This is a genomic window from Rhodococcus sp. 15-2388-1-1a (assembly GCF_002259145.1).
Taxonomy (GTDB): domain Bacteria; phylum Actinomycetota; class Actinomycetes; order Mycobacteriales; family Mycobacteriaceae; genus Rhodococcoides.
Genome location: NZ_NPFP01000017.1, coordinates 33,449 through 51,128, shown reverse-complemented (window position 1 = coordinate 51,128; position 17,680 = coordinate 33,449). Strand labels below are relative to the sequence as shown.

Sequence of the window (17,680 nt, the reverse complement as noted above, 5' to 3'; positions counted from 1 at the left end):
GGTCGCGACCAACCTGCCCGGCCCACGCCCACCACGATCACTTCGGCATCCATCGCTGATCTCCTCCGCCGTTCGACGCTCCACCACACTGCCCGTAGGTGCATGCTCTCGATGCCGACGACCCTGCCTGTCATGCTGAGAACGTGCAAGACTTTTCCCCTTGTCCGATAACACGATTAGTCACCGGATGACAATTCTTGGGGGGGACGCGTTCAATGACACCTGCCCGCGATGTCGTCTCCCGGCGCATCGAACGTGGGCTATCAGTACTTATCGCTCATGTGCTCACTGCGGTTCGGGACGCCATACCTGCATACGCAGCCTTCATGGTCAGCGGCTGACCGATGTCGAATCGATTGCCCGTCGACGAGATGTTCGTCGGGACCATTCTCGCCGCCGATCCCCCCGGTGGGTCTCTGCCTGTCAACCTGTCCGGCGGGTTGAAATCCAAGGGGCACCCTGTGGGCGCAACCGGTGTCTCGCAACATGTTCTGGCATCGATGCAACTGACGGGTACGGCCGGCGACATGCAACTACCGACTGCACGAAGAGGACTGGTCCACAACATGGGCGGACTCGCCGTCGCGAACTACGTCAGTGTCCTCGAAGCCGTGTAGACCAGGCGTCGGCCTGATCGTCCTGGTGCAGAGATCTGGATCCGTACGGACTCTGGTGCCCCTGTCGTTGGACGCGATCGCGCAGCCTCGTGATCACGGCAGGATGGGTGCGACGCACACAGTGCGCACAACAGACGATCACCCACATTCCTGACTGGAATGCGGGTGATCGCCGAGAACTACGCGGAATCAGGCCGCGGAAGATCCGAAGAAGTCCATCAAGTCGAAGCACGCTGACCCGGAGCAGCCGGGATCCACCGGGGTGATGCCGTCGTCGTAGGTGACGGTAGCGACGTACGAGCCGTCGTTGTCACCGAAACTGTTGCTCCCGTCGTTGAATGCGAACGACAGAGGACCCGCTCCGGTGAGGACGACCGGTCCGGTTCCGACCAGTATCGGGGCACCATCACCGACCTTGGCATAGAGGGCCGCATACTGACCCGCGGGATCCTGACAGTCGACGGTGCATGTGTCGACCGATCCGTTGGGGCCGTAATAAACAGGATCCCCTGAGGTGGAAGACGTGGCGGACCCCTCAGCCGTCACGGTCACCGGTGTGCCCTCCACCAGCACGAAATCGGTGGACTGGAAGCCCCCCACTGTCGACGACACCGTGTAGTCGCGTTCCTGTGTCGCGGCAGAGGCGGTGCCCGGGAGCACGAGCGCTGCACCGGCGGCAACGGCGAGGGTGGCGAGTGCGATGGACGCCTTGCGGTACTGAACGACGGACATGTGCAGCCTTTCGTTTCGGATCAGAACGATATTCCGGACGCTAGTTCGACAGTGCAATTGTTTTGCAACCCAATGCTCAGGGTCTGTGCTTACATTCCACTTGTGACAGCGCACAGTGCCTGTATCGAACTGCTCGGTACACCGACAGTTCGCGGCACCAGCGTTGTCGACCCGCGAACCATCGGCGGGCCGCGCTGCGTCGAAGCCCTCGCCTACTTGACGGTGCATCGGCACCGCGATGTCTCGGCAGACGAGCTCGCTTCGATCATCTGGCCGAACGGTCGCCCGAAGTCCTGGAATGCGGCAGCCCGGAGTGTCCTGACGAAGGTACGCGAGGCGCTGAACACGGCGGGCATTCCCGGCGGCAGTCTGCGATCGCGCGGTGGCGTTCTGCAGCTCGCACTGCCCGATTGGGTACACGTGGATCTCGAAGTGATCCGCGAGTTCTGCCGTGGCTCCGGCGGCGATCTGCCTGCGCGTGTCAGGGCAGATAGAGCGCATGATGCCCACCGCGCGCTGTCGGACCCCCTCCTGCGGGGAGTAATCGGAGCGTGGGCGGACGAACTTCAGGCCGAGCGCGTATCGCTTCTCGTGACGGCTCTCGACATCGACGCGCAGGCATCGGCCGAAGAGGGCTCTTTCGACCGATCCATCTCCTGTGCCGAGGCGGTCATCTCCATCGATCCCTTGGTCGAACGCGCATACCGGCACGCGATGCGCGGGCACATCGCGCTGGGCGACCGCGCACAGGCACTGGAGGTAGCCGCACGATGCCGAAGAGCACTCACCGAACACCTCGGCGTCGATCCTTCGGCCGAGACCGCACAACTCTTCGCCGACGCACTGCAGGACGACCGGACGCAGCTCGAAGCCGTCTCGACCGCCACTCCCCTGGTTGTGGGCCGGGCCGGCGAACTCGACGCGATCGCGCGGACGTTGAAGTCGACCGGCCCCGGAAGCAGCCACTGCGTCGTCGTCACCGGTGACGCAGGGAGTGGAAAGACGACGCTGATCCGTGAAGCGATGCGACGAGCACGCGCCACCGGCGTCACGGTGATCTTCGGTCGATGCAGCGAGGATGCCGTCGTGCCGTTCGAGCCGTTCGTCGACGCGATCGAAGGGCAACTCGACGACGCCGACTCCGCGCAGCTACGCGAATGGGTCGACGCCCACGGCAAAGACGTTCTCAGGCTGCTGCCGGGAAGCGCTCAACGATTCGCTCACATCGATGTCGAGTCCGACGCGTCGAGCAGCGATCGTGTATCGACGATGAACGCCGTTCGTCGCTGGCTCACCGGTACCGTCGCGAACACGCCGACGATGTTGGTCGTCGACGACCTGCAGTGGGCGTCACCGGCGTCGCAGTCCCTGCTGCGCTACCTCTTTCAGGTGTGCACGACGGCTGCGATCTGTTTCGTCGCCGTAGCCCGAACCGAATCGCTCGACGATGTCGAACTGAGCGCGACACTGGACACGGCCACACGGCTGGGACGCACCCGCCGGCTGGAGTTGCGCGAGTTCGAGTTGGGGCACCTTCGCGAACTCGTCACCGCGCACGAGTCGGACCTCGATCCGGTGCAATTGTTGAGCAAGACCCGCGGACATCCCCTGTTCGTGACGTCCATTCTGGCGGCCGGTCGCGGCGGCGACCCAGCCGAGCGCACCGAATATCCCTCCTCCATCGTAGGTTTCGTCCGTCGATCAGAGCATCGTCTGGGCGAGGGCGCTCGGCTGCTGCTGCATGCGTGCGCAGTCACAGGAATGTTCGTCCCGCTCGTCGTGCTGCGCGGCGCGACCGGTGAGCTCACGAACGATCGCTTCGACGACGCCCTCGACGAACTCGTTCGCGACAGGCTGATCGTGCCCGCCCACGACGGCGATCTCTTCGAGTTGCGGCACCCCATCGTCCGCGACGTCGTGTACTCGGCCATCGGTCCTGGCACTCGCGCTGCCCTCCATTCCAAGGTCGGGGGTGCGTTGGAACGCATGAATCAGGACGGGCAAGATGCTGCGCGGCTCGCGTTTCATTTCGGCCGGGGTCGCATCGAGGACCGTGTTCGTGCGGGCTCGTACGCACACCGAGCCGCCGAGAACGCCTACGCGCTCGGCGCCTACGAAGATGCCGGCCAGCACTACCGTCGAGCACTCGATTGGACGCCTTTCGACGATGCCGTCACCCGGTGTTCCATCTCGATCGGGCTCGGACTGTCCCAGCGAGCCTTGCGGGACCCGAACGCCCGCGATACCGCGATGGCCGCACTCACGATGGCGCGGCAACTCGGCGAGCGAACCCTGCAGAACGATGCGATCGCAGCGAGCAAGAGACGTGGAATGGAATTCGTGCAGCGGTACGCATCCGACGCCGAGCGCGTCGCGGTCATCGACGCCATGTGCACCGAGTTGGAAGCCGAGGGTCGGACGGTGTCACGCGAGTACGCCGTCCTCGCCTCCCAGCGCGTCATCGAGCAGGCCTGGGGCGCGGACCACAGCGAGCGCGCCCGCACGATCGTTCACGCTGCCGACATCGCCCGAAGCTTGGGTGACACACAGCTGTTGGCGTCGGTGAACGTCGCCGCGCTCATCGGATTGCGCGTTCCCCACAGCGCCGATGTGGTTGCCGCCGCACTTGTCGACCTCGACGAACTCGTCGGTGCGGACCCGTCCGTCATGAACGACGCCACGGTGGCGGTGTGGCTCTCGCGGGCGCGACTCGAAGCCGGGGATCTCGACGGTGCCACGGCATGTCTCGACGCCATCACCGACGCTCACGTGGACGGCGACCCCGAACTTCGCTGGCTCATCGACTACGGACGACTGGGCGTGTCACTCGCGGCGGGCGATCTGATTGCGTGCGAGGCCGCGTTGGATCGAATACGAGCGGTACCGCCTTCGCCTACCGACACAGGCTATTACGGACGATTGCTGCCGGCGCTGACCGCACTGCGGACACTGCGCGGCGACATGGGCGAGATCGCAAGTCAGGCCGAAGCAATGCGTGCGCGCGCACACGACAACCCTGTACTGCGGCCCGCGCTCGCTGTCGCCCTGATCGACGTGGGCCGCAATGCCGAGGCGACCGAACTCATCGAGTGGTACACACCGCAGCGCCTGGACGCGATTCCCGTCGACCCGATGTGGTTGTCCACCATGGCATTGATCGCCCGGGCGGCATCCGAGCTGGTGCTGACGCGGCTGTGCGAGTACGTCTATCGAATCCTCCTCGACCACGAGGACTGCGTCGTGCTCACCTGGGCCAGCTTGTACGGCGTTGTACACCACCATCTCGCCTCGCTGGCGTGGGCTCTCGGAGACGACGCCTCCGCGCACCGTCACATCGACGCGGCCCGGACGATTCATGCGCAGCGGGGATTCGCTGCGTGGTCGGTCGAGACCGACGCACTCGCGCTCCGAATTCGGGCCGCGACCGGATCCGTCGACGTCGCAGAGGTCACCGCGCTCCAGGACCGCGCCGAGCGCACCGGCGCGACTGCGGTGCTGCGGCGGTTACGCGCTACGCGGCTCTCGCACAGCAACTTCGGTCGACAAGATCCGTAGAAAGATGCGACGAAGCTGATCGATGCGCCGTCAGATCGCCGAGCGGTCTCGGCGTCCGAAGCACCCGACAGGTCCGTGTGGAATCGCTGGTATCGGGATCACACACCCAAGGCAGTCATCTCGAGCTATTTCACTCTGCGACACCGAACTCCCAATCCGCGCGGACGGTCGTGAACCGTGGCGTACAGCGGCGGATCAGCACGGACCGAGTGCGGATTCAACGGAACCCGACTGTTCCTTTTCCGAAAGTCGGGAGCGACGAGCACACGCCCGAGAAGATCGATCCCGGTTCCCGACTCAGGGCTCTTCGGTGAGAGTGCCGAGCGTCCGAAGTAATTCGCGACGTTGCGCCTCATCGAGCGGAGCGAACAAGTCCTCGAGTACGCCGCGCGTCAGCTGCCGACCTTCTCCGAGTGCGTGCCCTCCCGCGTCGGTCAGGACGTGTTCCACCCGCCGTCCGCGGCCCGAGGAGCGGCTGATGAGCCCTCGCTCTTCGAGCCTGTTCGCCAATGTTCCGAACGCCTGATCGCTCTGAAAGGTCGTCACAGCGAGTTCGTGCCCGGACGCACCCGGCATGCGCTCGATCGCGCGCAGCGCATCCCATTGGACGAGGCTGACACCTATTTCGCGTAGAGCAGCATCCATCGCGCGGTGATTTCGATACTGCGCGCGCTTGATTGCCTGTCCGAGGACTTCGAGATCGGTCGCCATGGTGCTACCGTATCAATGTCTGTATATAAACATGTTGATATAGGAGAATCATGAACACATCGTTCCCGATCGACTTCCCCGTCGCCTCGACCGCCCGCCTTCGGCCACGGACCGCGTTCGTACTGCACGGCGGCGGCGGACCCAAAACCGTTGCGTCCCTAGCCGGACACGTCGCGCTCGAACTGGACATGTTGGCACCCACCCATCCCGGCTGGGAAGGCACCGACCGCCCGGACGGCATCACCTCGATCGCGCAACTCGCCGCGGGCTATCTCGCTCGCCTGCAGGAGCGCGGATACACCGACGTCGTGTTGATCGGGTCCTCCATCGGCGGGTGGATCGCCTTGGAAATGGCAGTGCAGGCCGCCGGTGCCGAGCAGTACCGAACATCGATCGGAGCAGTGGTCGTCATCGACGGCGTCGGCGTGATCGTGGACGGAGAACCCGTCGCGGATTTCTTCGGCCTCGACGCTCGTGAACTCGCTGAAGCCGCATGGCACGACCCGCACCGTGGGTACACCGACCCCGCTACTCTCACCGATGAACAGCAAGCGATTCAGTCGGCAAACAGGCACACCATGGAAGCCCTGGCGGGCAGGAACATGAGCGATCCGAACCTGATGGCGCGGCTCGACGCAATCACGGTTCCGACGCTCGTGGTGTGGGGACAGAGCGACCGAATTGTCACACCGGCCTACGGACGGGCCATCGCCGACGCGATCCCCGGCGCCCAGTTCGTCGAAATCGCTCATGCCGGACACCTCCCCCACCTCGAAGCCCCGGACGCGACCTGGGCGGCTATCGATCCGTTCCTGGCGGACATCTGAAAAGGCGAATGCGCAGCTGCCTCAGTTGTCCACTCAGATCGATCGGAGGCCACCGACCCAAATCACAGGCACCCAAGCGGTCAGTCTTGCGATCCGCTGTCGAGCGCCTTCAGGAAGTCGTTGATACCCAAGTTTCCCACTGGAGTCGTCTCGACCTCGAGAGGCACTCCGGACGTAGTGTCCGTGAACGTCAAATGCAGAACGGTTCCGCGCCGTTTGTGCGCCACGGTCAGGTGCGAACGAGGGATCCGGGTCAACAGCCCCAATTTCTTCCATGATCCGAACAGCCCGGATCGCTTGCGCCCCAGTGCGTACAGCGTCGTCTCGGATAGTGCGAGTACCACCGACGGAGGCATCTTCTGACGTCGAGCCGCGCTGGCACGCCCCGCCATCAGCCCACCCATCTCCCATGCGGTCGTCGAGTTACCGCCGCCGCCGATTCCGGCACCGAGACCCATTCCCACGGCACCCGCGAAAGTCGTGCCGCGTGGAACCGCAAGAGCCACATCGAGAATTCGGTCACCACCCACGGCCGCCTGTGCCCCCGCCCTGGCTTTGCTCTCACGCGACATGCTGCACCACCGCGACGTGGAATCGGATTACGGCCGGATGAGCCGAGGCGCCGAAGCTCTCGTTGTTCCGATGCATTGTCATTCGTCTCCTCGGTTGGCTGGTGCCGATGGAACCCCACATGTCGGTTGCATCTCGAGCAGTGCGCTCTGCCGAATTCATGTCGACAGGCGTTCTTCGGTTTTGCGCGCTCGCACACCGAACACCGTGAACAACGTGGCCACGAATGCGGTGACCACCAACAGAACGAGGCCGATCGTGTAGCTGTGGTCGACCGAGTCGTACGTGGCACCCATGACCAGCGGAGGGAAGAAGCCGCCGAGTCCGCCTGCGGCACCGACGATACCGGTGATCGAGCCGACCCGCTCCTGTGGCGCTTCCTTGGCCACCCAGCTGAACACCGACCCCGAACCCAGGCCCATGAATACGGCCGTCAACACGAAGTTCAGTCCGGCGAGGAACTCGAGGGGAGGTTGAGTGATCATCCAGACCGCCATCACCGCGGCACCACCACACGAAATCGCGGTGATCAGGCGCGCACCGAAGCGGTCCGACAGCACACCCCCGATGGGCCGGGCGACAACCGCAGCAATCGCGAACCCGGCCGTGCGGGTACCGGCCGCCGCAAGGTCGAAGTCGTACACATCTTTCAGGTACGTCGGCAAATACGTCGAGAAGGCGACGAACCCACCGAACGCGGCGGCATACAGGAAACCCATCTGCCACGTGATCGGCAATTTCGCCGCACCGACCAGTTTGGGTACGACCGCGTCATGGTTGGGAGACCACCGCGGAGAATCACGCATGAACATCCAGCAGACTGCGGCGGTGACAACCAAAGCAACCGCAATGACGACATGGGTGGTCACATACCCGAACCACTCAACGAACCGCGGTGTGAAGAACGCCGACAACGCGGTGCCGCCCATACCGGCTCCGAAGACTCCTGTCGCAAATCCCCTGCGAGACTTGTCGTACCAGCCGTTGACGAACGGGATTCCGACCGCGAACGAGGTGCCGGCGATTCCGAGGAAGAATCCGGCCACGAGCAGAATCGTGTAGTTGCCCAGGTGTCCGCCGAGAGCGACGAGGAAGACGAACGGCACGGACGCCAGCAGCAGAATCGGAAACATGATTCGGCCGCCCAGGCGGTCGGTGAGCGCACCGGTCAAGATGCGCCCCAGTGAACCGACCAGAATCGGTATCGCCACCAACACCGACTTCGCGGTAGCGGATAGTTCCATGTCGGACGCGTATCGAACACCCAACGGGCCGATCAGGTTCCACGCCCAGAAGCTGATCGTGAACGCGAGTGTCGCAAGAGCGAGGTTCAGTGATTGCGCGCGTCGATCGAGTGGGGTCTCGACAGGAGTGCTCATCGATCACGATCCTTCGTTCCGACCGGTGCCCAACCGGGCCGGTACTGGCGATTTCCTGGCGACGAGTGCCTGTCGCGGCTGCGGTAGACGATGTACGGGCGAAACAGGTAATGCACCGGCGCGGTGAACATGTGCACCAACCGAGTGAACGGCACCATGGCGAACAGCAGCATCCCGACGAGGACATGGATGTGGAAACGCATGGGCGCGTTGCTCATCGCCTCGACATCCGGCTGCAGATAGAACAGAGACCTGAACCACGGCGAGACCGTCTCTCGATAGTTCACCCCTTCCTGACCGGGCACAGCACCGAGGAGGGTCACGTAGAACCCCAGCAGCAGAGCAGCGGTCAGGACGAGGTACATCACCTTGTCGTTACGAGTGGTCGCCATGAACACCGGCCCGACGCGTCGACGTCGGTACACGAGAATGACGAGACCGACGAGAGTACACACACCGGCGATCAACCCGAAGAATGCCGAATTCAGGTGGTAGACACTCTCGGAGATCCCGAAGAACTCGGTCCACGACTCCGGGACGAGCAGACCGATGGCGTGGCCGATGATGACGACCAGGATGCCGAAGTGGAACAGCGGTGACCCGATTCGGAGCAACCGCGATTCGTACAACTCCGACGATCGGGTGGTCCACCCGAACTTGTCGTACCGGTAGCGCCAGACGGTGCCGCCGATGAGCAGCGTCAGCACCAGATACGGAAGTACGCCCCACAGAATCGTATTCACGTCGTCACCTCGTCTCGGCGATGGGTAGCAGACGCGGATCGAAAGCCTCCAGGCCCACCGTTTCGATGGGTATCGTCGCCCGGAGGGCAAGCGCGGACTGGCGATCCGTCGGCGATTCCCCCGGAAGGCAGGCACAGATCGCGGTCATCACGTCGGCATACGGGGTGCCGAGATCGACCAGGCCCAACCGAATGAGTTCCAGCGCTGCGCGGTAGATCGTCAACAGCTCCACCGCCGTGGCCGGCTGGTCGCGAGCACAGAATTCGAGCACGACCGGAAGATGGTCGGGTAGCTCCCCATGGAGATCGACCAGATAGCCGCTGTCGCGATAACGCTGTTTGAACTCGCCGAGCACCGAGCCGCGGCGGCGGGTGTCTCCGTCCGTCCAGTACGACAGATACAACGTGCGTTTGCTCGAAAGATCGAACACGTCGACGTACTCGCGCTGCAGCTTGTCGATATCCGAGCCCGCCAGGTGGTCGACGAAACGCTCCAGAGGCGCAGCGACAGTTCGGTCGGGATGCTCACCGAGCGCCTCTCGTAACAACCCGATTCGGGACAACAGCTGGGAATCCGGGTACGTCAGGCACCAGGCTGCGGCCTGGTAGATGACCCGCTGGTCGACTTCTCGTCGACCCCGCAACCACCTCACGGCGTCTCCGAACTCTTGGGGAACATTCCCGACGGCACGCCGTTTCCGTCCCAGTTCAGCAAGTTGACTCGACCGGCCAGACTGTCGGCTCCCGCCGCGGTATCGGAGGTCTGCCGGTGTTTGAGAGCGTGGAAGGTCTCCACCGACACCGGGGCCGGACGACCGCTGGCCTCACCGAAGGCACCGGACTCGAACATTCCGGGGCCTTCCTCGTAGTCCAGTGAGCAGGCCATCTCGTCGAGTTTCGCGGCCTGTTCATGGTGAGCGGTCGGAATGACATAGCGCTCTTCGTATTTGGCGATCGCCATGAGCCGGTACATCTCGTACATCTCCTCTTCCGACATTTCAACGGAAGCGGGGATGTCGGCGTTCGGCTCACGACCGAGGGTGATATCGCGCATGTAGGAGCGCATGGCGGCGAGTCGTTTGAGAACGGTGTCGATGACATCGGTGTCGCCGGCGGTGAACAGTTCGGCCAGATACTCGACGGGGATGCGCAACGCCTCGATCGCCCCGAACAACGTGCCATATCCTTCGGCGTCGTGTCCCTGCTCGGCCAGCAGATCGACGATCGGCGACAGCGGTGGGACGTACCACACCATCGGCATCGTGCGATATTCCGGATGCAACGGAAGCGCGACCTTGTATTTCTTGGCCAGCGCGTACACCGGGGAACGTCGGGCCGCGTCGATCCAGTCGTCGGGAATGCCGTCGGCGCGCGCCGCCGCGATCACACTCGGATCCTCGGGGTCGAGGAGCAGATCGAGTTGTGCCTCGTACAGGTCCTTCTCGTCCGGTGTCGACGCCGCGTCGGTCACCGCGTCGGCGTCGTACAAGAAGATTCCGAGATATCGAAGCCGACCGACGCACGTCTCGGAGCAGATCGTCGGTTGGCCGACCTCGAGTCGCGGGTAACACAGCGTGCATTTCTCGGCTTTGCCCGACTTGTGGTTGAAATAGATCTTCTTGTAGGGACATCCGGTGATGCACTGCCGCCAGCCACGACACTGGTCCTGGTCGACGAGGACGATTCCGTCCTCGCTGCGCTTGTAGATCGCGCCCGACGGGCAAGAGGCCATGCACGACGGGTTGAGGCAGTGTTCACAGATTCGCGGCAGGTAGAACATGAAGGTCTGCTCGAAGCTGAACTTGACGGCCTCCTCGGATTCGCTGCGGAGCTTGGCGACGATCGGGTCGAGGTCGCCGTACTCCGTTGCGCCGCCCAAGTTGTCGTCCCAGTTCGCAGACCAGCTGACCTTCGTATCCTTGCCGGTCAACAGAGATTTCGGCCGGGCCACGGGGAAGTCGTCACCGAGTGGTGCGTCGATGAGCGTCTGGTAGTCGTAGGTCCAGGGCTCGTAGTAGTCGGCGATCGTGGGTTGCACGGGACTGGCGAACAGAGTGAGCAGTTTCTGCAGTCGGCCGCCGGTGCGCAGGCGCAGTTTGCCTTTCGCGTTCAGATGCCAACCGCCGCGCCACTTCTCCTGGTCCTCGTAGCGTCGTGGGTACCCCTGCCCGGGGCGGGTCTCGACGTTGTTGAACCACACGTATTCGGTGCCGGCACGGTTGGTCCACGCCTGCTTGCATGTCACCGAACAGGTGTGGCATCCGATGCACTTGTCCAGATTCATCACCATGCCCACTTGGGCCATGACTCGCATCAGTAGGTCACCTCCTGGCTACGTTTACGAATGGTGGCCACCATGTCGCGTTGATTACCTGCGGGACCGAGATAGTTGAAGGCGTAGGACAATTGGGCATATCCGCCGATGAGATGCGTCGGCTTCACCAGCAGCCGAGTGGCGGAGTTGTGGATGCCGCCGCGACGGCCGGTGGCTTCCGACTTGGGAACATCGATGGTTCGTTCCTGAGCATGGTGGACATACGTGACGCCGGTCGGCATTCGGTGGCTGACGACAGCACGGCAGACCACGACTCCGTTGGCGTTCACGCACTCGATCCAATCGTTGTCCTTCACGTCGATCGCGGCGGCGTCCTCGGGACTGAGCCACGCCGTCGGCCCGCCTCGGGACAGCGACAGCATGAAGAGGTTGTCCTGGTACTCGGAATGGATCGACCACTTCGAGTGCGGAGTGAGGTATCGAACGGTGATCTGTTGCGCGCCATCGGGGCCGAGCCTCGGCTCGCCGAACAACCGGTGCATGTCCAGAGGTGGTCGGTAGATCGGTAGCGATTCACCCATGTCGATCATCCAGTCGTGATCGAGGTAGAAATGCATTCGTCCCGTCAGTGTGTGAAAGGGCTTGAGCCGCTCGATGTTCACGGTGAAGGGTGAGTAACGCCGACCCCCGGTCTCGGACCCCGACCACTCCGGCGAGGTGAGCACGGGAACTGGGCCACGCTGGGTGTCGGCGAAGGTGATGCGCTTGTCCTCCGCGCCCGCTGCCAGATCGTCGAGACGCTTTCCGACGCGCTTCTGCAGCTTCTCGAAACCGTCCTTCGCCAACGCGCCGTTCGTCGTACCGGAATAGGCGAGAATTGCCTCGGCCATCTTGACGTCCGTGTCGATGGCCGGACGCCCTTCGGCAGGACCCGACGGCATCACGCCGTTGCTCGCAGCCAGTCGGGCACTCTGCTCGGCCACGTCGTAGGTCACATTCTTGACCGCGAAACCCAACGTGTCCGCCAGTGGTCCGACGGCTGCCAGTTTGTCCGCGATCGCCGTGTAATCGCGTTCGACCACAACGAAGTTGGGAAGATTCTTGCCTGGCGTCCCCGGATCGGGCGAACCCTGCCAGTCCGTCACCCTGCCGTGCGGCTGTGCCGTCTCACCGGGGGTGTCGTGCTGCATCGGAACGCTGACGAGATCGTGCCGCACCCCGAGGTGCGTCTTCGCGAGAGACGAGAGCTTGTCGGCCAGTAGGTGGAACAGATCGAAATCCGACTTCGCCTCCCACGGCGGGTCGATCGCGGGTGAGAAGGCATGCACGAACGGGTGCATGTCCGTCGACGACAGGTCGTGCTTCTCGTACCAGGTCGCAGCCGGAAACACGATGTCGGACAGCAGCGTCGTCGACGTCATTCGAAAATCTGCCGACACCATCAGATCGAGCTTGCCCTCGGGTGCTTCCTCATGCCACTTCACGTCGTTCGGCCGCGGCGTGTTCGGGTTCTCGGTTCCCAGCACGTTGTGGTGGGTGCCCAACAGGTTTCGCAGGAAGTACTCGTTTCCCTTGGCCGACGAGCCCATCAGGTTCGAGCGCCAGAGAATCAGTGTGCGAGGCCAGTTCTCGGGCGCGTCGATGTCGGTGATCGCGGCGGTGAGGCCGCCGTCGTGCAACTTCTCGGCAACATACCCGCCGACCGTGGACGCATCCCCGGTCTCCACGGCAGCATTCACCTCGTCTGCGAGATCGAGCGGATTACGGTCGAACTGCGGGTAGAACGGCATCCAACCCATCCGCGCCGATTGCGCGATGGCGTCGGCTGTGTGTTCGTGGGTGATCGAGCTCTTCGACAACGGCGAAGCCAACGACGCCGTCGAATAACCGTCGTTTCGCCATTGGTCGGTGTGCATGTACCAGTACGACGTACCGGTCATGGTCCGCGGCGGCCGCGACCAGTCGAGTGCATTGGCGAGAGAGATCCACCCGGTGATGGGACGGCACTTCTCCTGACCCACGTAATGCGCCCAGCCTCCGCCGTTGCGGCCCATGCACCCGGTGAGGATGAGCAGGGACAGTATGGCGCGGTACGTGGCGTCACCGTGGAACCACTGACAGATGCCTGCACCCATGATGATCATCGAGCGCCCGCCGGAATCGATGGCATTGGTGGCGAACTCGCGAGCCACACGGACAGCGGCTTCGGCCGGCACACCGGTGATCTCGGCCTGCCAGGCGGGTGTGTACGGCGTGGTGACGTCGTCGTAGCCGGTGGGCCATTCTCCCGGTACTCCGTCTCTGGCTACACCGTACTGCGCGAACATGAGGTCGAAGACCGTGGTGACCAGAGCCCCGTCGACCCGGATCGCCGGGACTCCGCGCCGCAATACCCTGCCCGAACCATCGGGGGCATCGAATGCAGGAAGCAGTATCTCCACGTTCTCGGTGCTGCTCCGCCCGTGCAGGGTGAGCACGGGCGTGATCGATCCGAGATCGAGATTCCAGCGACCTTCTCCCGATGCCGAGAACCGAAACCCCAAAGATCCGTTGGGCACCACGGGTTCGCCGGTGCCGTCGTCGAGTACGACCGTCTTCCAGACATCGTCCTCGGCAGCAGCGCCGTCGGGCAATGCCGCGAGTTCGTCTGCGGTGACGAACTTTCCGGGCACGTGGGCACCGTCGTGCTCGTCGAGATGGATGAGGAACGGAAGGTCACTGTAGGTCTTGATGTAGTCGTCGAAGAACGGCACCGATCTCCGGGCGAAGAACTCGGTGAGGATGACGTGTCCCATCGCCATCGCGAGCGCGCCGTCGGTACCCGCCTGAGCCGGAAGCCATTCGTCGGCGAACTTGCTGTTGTCGGCGTAGTCGGGACTCACGGTGACGACTTTGGTTCCGCGGTAACGTACTTCGGCCATCCAATGCGCATCAGGAGTACGCGTGACGGGAACGTTCGATCCCCACATCATCAAGTAGGTGGCGTCCCACCAATCGCCGGATTCGGGAACGTCGGTCTGGTCTCCGAAGACCTGCGGGCTGGCTACCGGCAGGTCGGCGTACCAGTCGTAGAACGAGGTCATCACGCCGCCGATGAGCTGAACGAAGCGGGTGCCCACGCAATGCGAGACCATCGACATCGCCGGGATCGGCGAGAATCCGGCACAGCGATCCGGACCGTACGTCTTGATGGTGTGAACGTGCGCGGCAGCGGCGATCTCTGTCGCCTCGTCCCAAGAAACGCGTACCAGACCGCCCTTGCCGCGCGCCTGCTGATACGACTTTCGACGCAGTGGATCACCGACCACGTCGGCCCAGGCCAGCACCGGATCGCCCAGACGTGCCTTCGCGGCCCGGTACATCTCCACCAGTACCCCACGGGCATAGGGATGCCGAACACGAGTGGGTGAGTATGTGTACCAAGAGAATGCAGCACCACGAGGGCACCCACGAGGCTCGTATTCGGGACTGTCCGGCCCGACCGACGGATAATCGGTCTCCTGCGTTTCCCAGGTGATGATGCCGTCTTTGACGTAGACCTTCCACGAACAGGAACCGGTGCAGTTGACGCCGTGCGTGGATCGAACGATTTTGTCGTGACTCCATCGGTCGCGGTAGAACACGTCGCCCGCTCGGCCACCCTCACGAAAGACCGTACGACCGTCTTCACTTTCATCCCAGCGAGTGAAGAACTTACCGACGTCGAGGAGAGCCTTGGCTGCATTCCCCTGTACGGCGTTCGAGTGAGTATCGTTTGGCCGGGCCATACCGTTCACCGTACAAAGAACGGTGATTGCGCCTTGGGCTTTTGCCGAAATTCGAGTCCCGCACCCGATTGCCTAATTGTATTACGCATTGTCACGGCAATAACGCAGTCCCGGAACAGGACTGGACTCACCCATCCCGAATATGGTGGGCAATTTCAGCCTGACAACGAAGGCGATGTTCTGGTTTCTTGTATCCAAATGTACTTTCGGTTTTTTTTCGAGCAGTGCTATGGCAAATGAGCACTTGCCTTGATATCAATAAAGCATGGATGCAACCAGGAATGGTTGCATCACACTCACGCGAACAGAGGAGTCCTTCGTATGTTCTCGTCCAGCGAACTCGAACCGAACCTTCTTGTCCTGCTCACTCAGCTGTTCACCGGAAGCGCGGACAACGGGAACGCGCCCGCGTCCTGAGCTTTACCGGCGATGCCGGGTACGGCCCTGGCGTTCGGTCGCACAATAAAATCCATACATCGAGACCATCACCGCTGCTTGTCCGTTCGTCGGCGGTGAATCTACGGGCACTGCACTCGGCGACGGAGCGCCGGCCTGTTCACCGCACATTTTCTGGACTTCATCGACCACAAGGTCCGTGAAAACTCGAACAACGATCTGGGCCGAGGGGTATCCGTGACACTGATACACACTGCGACACACAAACACCGGGTGCCGCCGGAGCATCGGGTGCTCGGACTCGATCGAAGGACGTTTCCACCCGCACTCTTCGTTGTCGCGGTATTCGTCATCATGACCTTCGTGATACCGCGTGTCGATGCAGCAATCGGCTTGGAGGACCCCGTTCTCGCAGGAGAGCAACTGGCGATCACCGAGAACATCATTTTCACCCCGGCCACCGGCTGGACCGTCGAAGATGGTTTCCGCGTGACCGACGACGGCCGCAGACACGGCGACGCCACCATCTCCGATAGTGGCGTGACCTTCGAGATCTCGGCGGACTCGTTCGCCGGCACACCCGACGAGCTTCTGGATCAGGTCGAGAAAGTCACTTCCCGCACCGACGACCCGACCTTCCGGGTCGACGGGGACCGCACCACCCTCACGACGTTCACCGGAGAGACCGGGGTCGCTCAGCCGTACAGCAGCGTGAACGGCGACGGCGTGGTTGCAGCATTCGTACTCGACGGCACCGGTCTCAAGATCGCCGCATACGGTCCTCCCTCTCAGATGACGGCAGCCAACGACAGCATCCAAACCATGATCGCGAGCATCCGTACCGTAGACGGGAACAACGCATGAGCGAGACCGGAACGAACACAGCGACGCATGCCGTGAGCCCCGACGCCCGGCGACGCCAAGCTGAGGCTCTCGAGGTCTCCGGTTGGGGTGAGCGCTTCGTATTCGTACAACCTCACAACCTCTCGTTCTGGGTGTACGTGCTCCTGATGGGACTCGGCGCTTTCCAGACGTGGTCCTTCTTCCAACCGACGGCCGGGTTCTACGCAGACGGATTCGTTGCAGCGGCAGTCCTCTGCGGACTGTGTGGTCTGGCGTGGTTCGCCTGGTTCCGCCACATCGACCGGTGGGAACGTCAGCCGGGCCGCCTGATCGTCGCCGCGCTCCTGTGGGGTGGTGTTGCGGCTACGTTCGCATTCGCGTTGCCCGCGAACAACGCGTTGCTCGGCATCTATTCCAAGTTGTTCGGGCAGGAATGGGTTGCAGACTGGGCGGCGGGTGCCGCGGCACCGTTCACCGAGGAGGCTGCGAAACTCTGCGGTTTCGTACTACTCATGGGCCTTGCCCCGCGCTTGATCAGAACCGCGAACGACGGCCTGATCATCGGGGCTTTCATCGGACTCGGGTTCGCGGTGTTCGAGGACTTCCAATATGCCGCCAACTCCACCGCTGGGGCATTCGGTACCGATCCGGTCGGTCAGGCCGTGTCGATGTCGTTCACCCGTATCGCGGTCAGCTTCGCCTCGCACCCGCTCTTCAGCGCCCTTGTCTGCTCGGGTGTCATCTACCTCATCGGCACCGCGGCCCAGCCACGTCGGATCGGGCGCGGACTGGCCTTCGTGTTGTTGGGCATGTTTCTGCACTTCACCTGGGACGACGCAGGCGGACTCGGCCAGGGTGGCATCCTGACCATTCCCGTCATGATCGCCTCCATCGTGCTCGGTTTCACGGTGCTGACCATCGCGTTCCGGCGGGCAGCGCCGCGGGAGTACCAGTTCGTCCGCGACATCCTCGCCCCCGAGGTCGAAGCGGGAACCGTAACCGACGCCGAGATCGACGGCATTCTGGAGAAGAAGGCGCGTAAGGCCTTCATCAAGTCCGCGCCGCATCACAAGTCCCGTCGAGCACGCAAGCACCTTCGGCGCGCGATTCTCGACCTCGCCCACGACCTTGCCCACGACAAGGGAGCCGACACCGAGGCCGTACGTCACTCTCGCTCGGAAGTCGAGCGCCTACGCGCCAAGGCCGGCTGACCGAGAACCACGTGAAACCGGTACCGCCCAAATGCATTTCGGACGGTACCGGTTT

The 17,680-nt window shown here is 63.1% G+C and carries 12 protein-coding genes and 1 pseudogene; 5 read left to right on the top strand and 8 right to left on the bottom strand.

Annotation, left to right across the window (positions count from 1 at the left end; all coding sequences use genetic code 11):
• Window positions 1–407: 407 nt before the first annotated feature.
• Window positions 408–617, top strand: a pseudogene (locus CH302_RS11155) (thiolase C-terminal domain-containing protein); the annotation flags it as partial.
• 189 nt (window positions 618–806) lie between these two features.
• Here CH302_RS11155 and CH302_RS11150 read toward each other — a convergent pair.
• Window positions 807–1,349: a hypothetical protein gene (locus CH302_RS11150; protein ID WP_037192434.1), complete on the bottom strand. Its 543-nt coding sequence runs from the start codon at window positions 1,347–1,349 to the stop codon at window positions 807–809.
• A 102-nt stretch (window positions 1,350–1,451) separates the two neighbouring features.
• Here CH302_RS11150 and CH302_RS11145 point away from each other — a divergent pair, with 102 nt between their 5' ends.
• Window positions 1,452–4,904, top strand: coding sequence for an ATP-binding protein (locus CH302_RS11145; RefSeq protein WP_176460687.1), 3,453 nt, complete (start codon window positions 1,452–1,454; stop codon window positions 4,902–4,904).
• Window positions 4,905–5,201: 297 nt separating this feature from the next.
• On the opposite strand, the gene CH302_RS11140 is transcribed toward CH302_RS11145, so the two are convergent.
• A complete protein-coding gene (locus tag CH302_RS11140) occupies window positions 5,202–5,615 on the bottom strand; it encodes a MarR family winged helix-turn-helix transcriptional regulator (protein ID WP_037192438.1) in 414 nt (137 codons plus the stop codon).
• A 50-nt stretch (window positions 5,616–5,665) separates the two neighbouring features.
• Here CH302_RS11140 and CH302_RS11135 point away from each other — a divergent pair, with 50 nt between their 5' ends.
• Window positions 5,666–6,442 (top strand): alpha/beta fold hydrolase, encoded by a 777-nt coding sequence (locus tag CH302_RS11135; RefSeq protein ID WP_037192439.1) that lies wholly within the window; start codon window positions 5,666–5,668, stop codon window positions 6,440–6,442.
• 80 nt (window positions 6,443–6,522) lie between these two features.
• On the opposite strand, the gene CH302_RS11130 is transcribed toward CH302_RS11135, so the two are convergent.
• The 6 genes from CH302_RS11130 to CH302_RS11105 form a co-directional block, all read right to left on the bottom strand.
• Window positions 6,523–7,014, bottom strand: coding sequence for a hypothetical protein (locus CH302_RS11130; protein WP_037192441.1), 492 nt, complete (start codon window positions 7,012–7,014; stop codon window positions 6,523–6,525).
• Window positions 7,015–7,170: 156 nt separating this feature from the next.
• Window positions 7,171–8,391, bottom strand: a complete 1,221-nt coding sequence (locus tag CH302_RS11125; RefSeq protein WP_037192443.1) for an MFS transporter — start codon at window positions 8,389–8,391, stop codon at window positions 7,171–7,173.
• Window positions 8,388–9,134 carry a respiratory nitrate reductase subunit gamma gene (gene narI, locus CH302_RS11120; RefSeq protein ID WP_037192446.1) on the bottom strand — a complete coding sequence of 249 codons (747 nt, stop codon included), beginning with the start codon at window positions 9,132–9,134 and terminating at the stop codon, window positions 8,388–8,390. The genes CH302_RS11125 and narI overlap by 4 nt, the downstream gene beginning before the upstream one ends.
• 4 nt (window positions 9,135–9,138) lie before the next feature.
• On the bottom strand, window positions 9,139–9,786 hold the full coding sequence (narJ, locus tag CH302_RS11115) for a nitrate reductase molybdenum cofactor assembly chaperone (protein ID WP_037192448.1): 648 nt from the start codon (window positions 9,784–9,786) through the stop codon (window positions 9,139–9,141).
• Window positions 9,783–11,447: a nitrate reductase subunit beta gene (narH, locus tag CH302_RS11110; RefSeq protein WP_037192450.1), complete on the bottom strand. Its 1,665-nt coding sequence runs from the start codon at window positions 11,445–11,447 to the stop codon at window positions 9,783–9,785. Before narH ends, narJ begins: the two co-directional genes overlap by 4 nt.
• On the bottom strand, window positions 11,447–15,175 hold the full coding sequence (locus CH302_RS11105; RefSeq protein ID WP_037192562.1) for a nitrate reductase subunit alpha: 3,729 nt from the start codon (window positions 15,173–15,175) through the stop codon (window positions 11,447–11,449). Before CH302_RS11105 ends, narH begins: the two co-directional genes overlap by 1 nt.
• 633 nt (window positions 15,176–15,808) lie before the next feature.
• On the opposite strand from CH302_RS11105, the gene CH302_RS11100 reads away from it, so the two are divergent.
• On the top strand, window positions 15,809–16,435 hold the full coding sequence (locus CH302_RS11100) for a hypothetical protein (protein ID WP_037192452.1): 627 nt from the start codon (window positions 15,809–15,811) through the stop codon (window positions 16,433–16,435).
• Complete coding sequence (locus CH302_RS11095; protein WP_052047822.1) at window positions 16,432–17,625, top strand: PrsW family intramembrane metalloprotease; 1,194 nt, start codon at window positions 16,432–16,434, stop codon at window positions 17,623–17,625. Before CH302_RS11100 ends, CH302_RS11095 begins: the two co-directional genes overlap by 4 nt.
• Window positions 17,626–17,680: the final 55 nt, after the last annotated feature.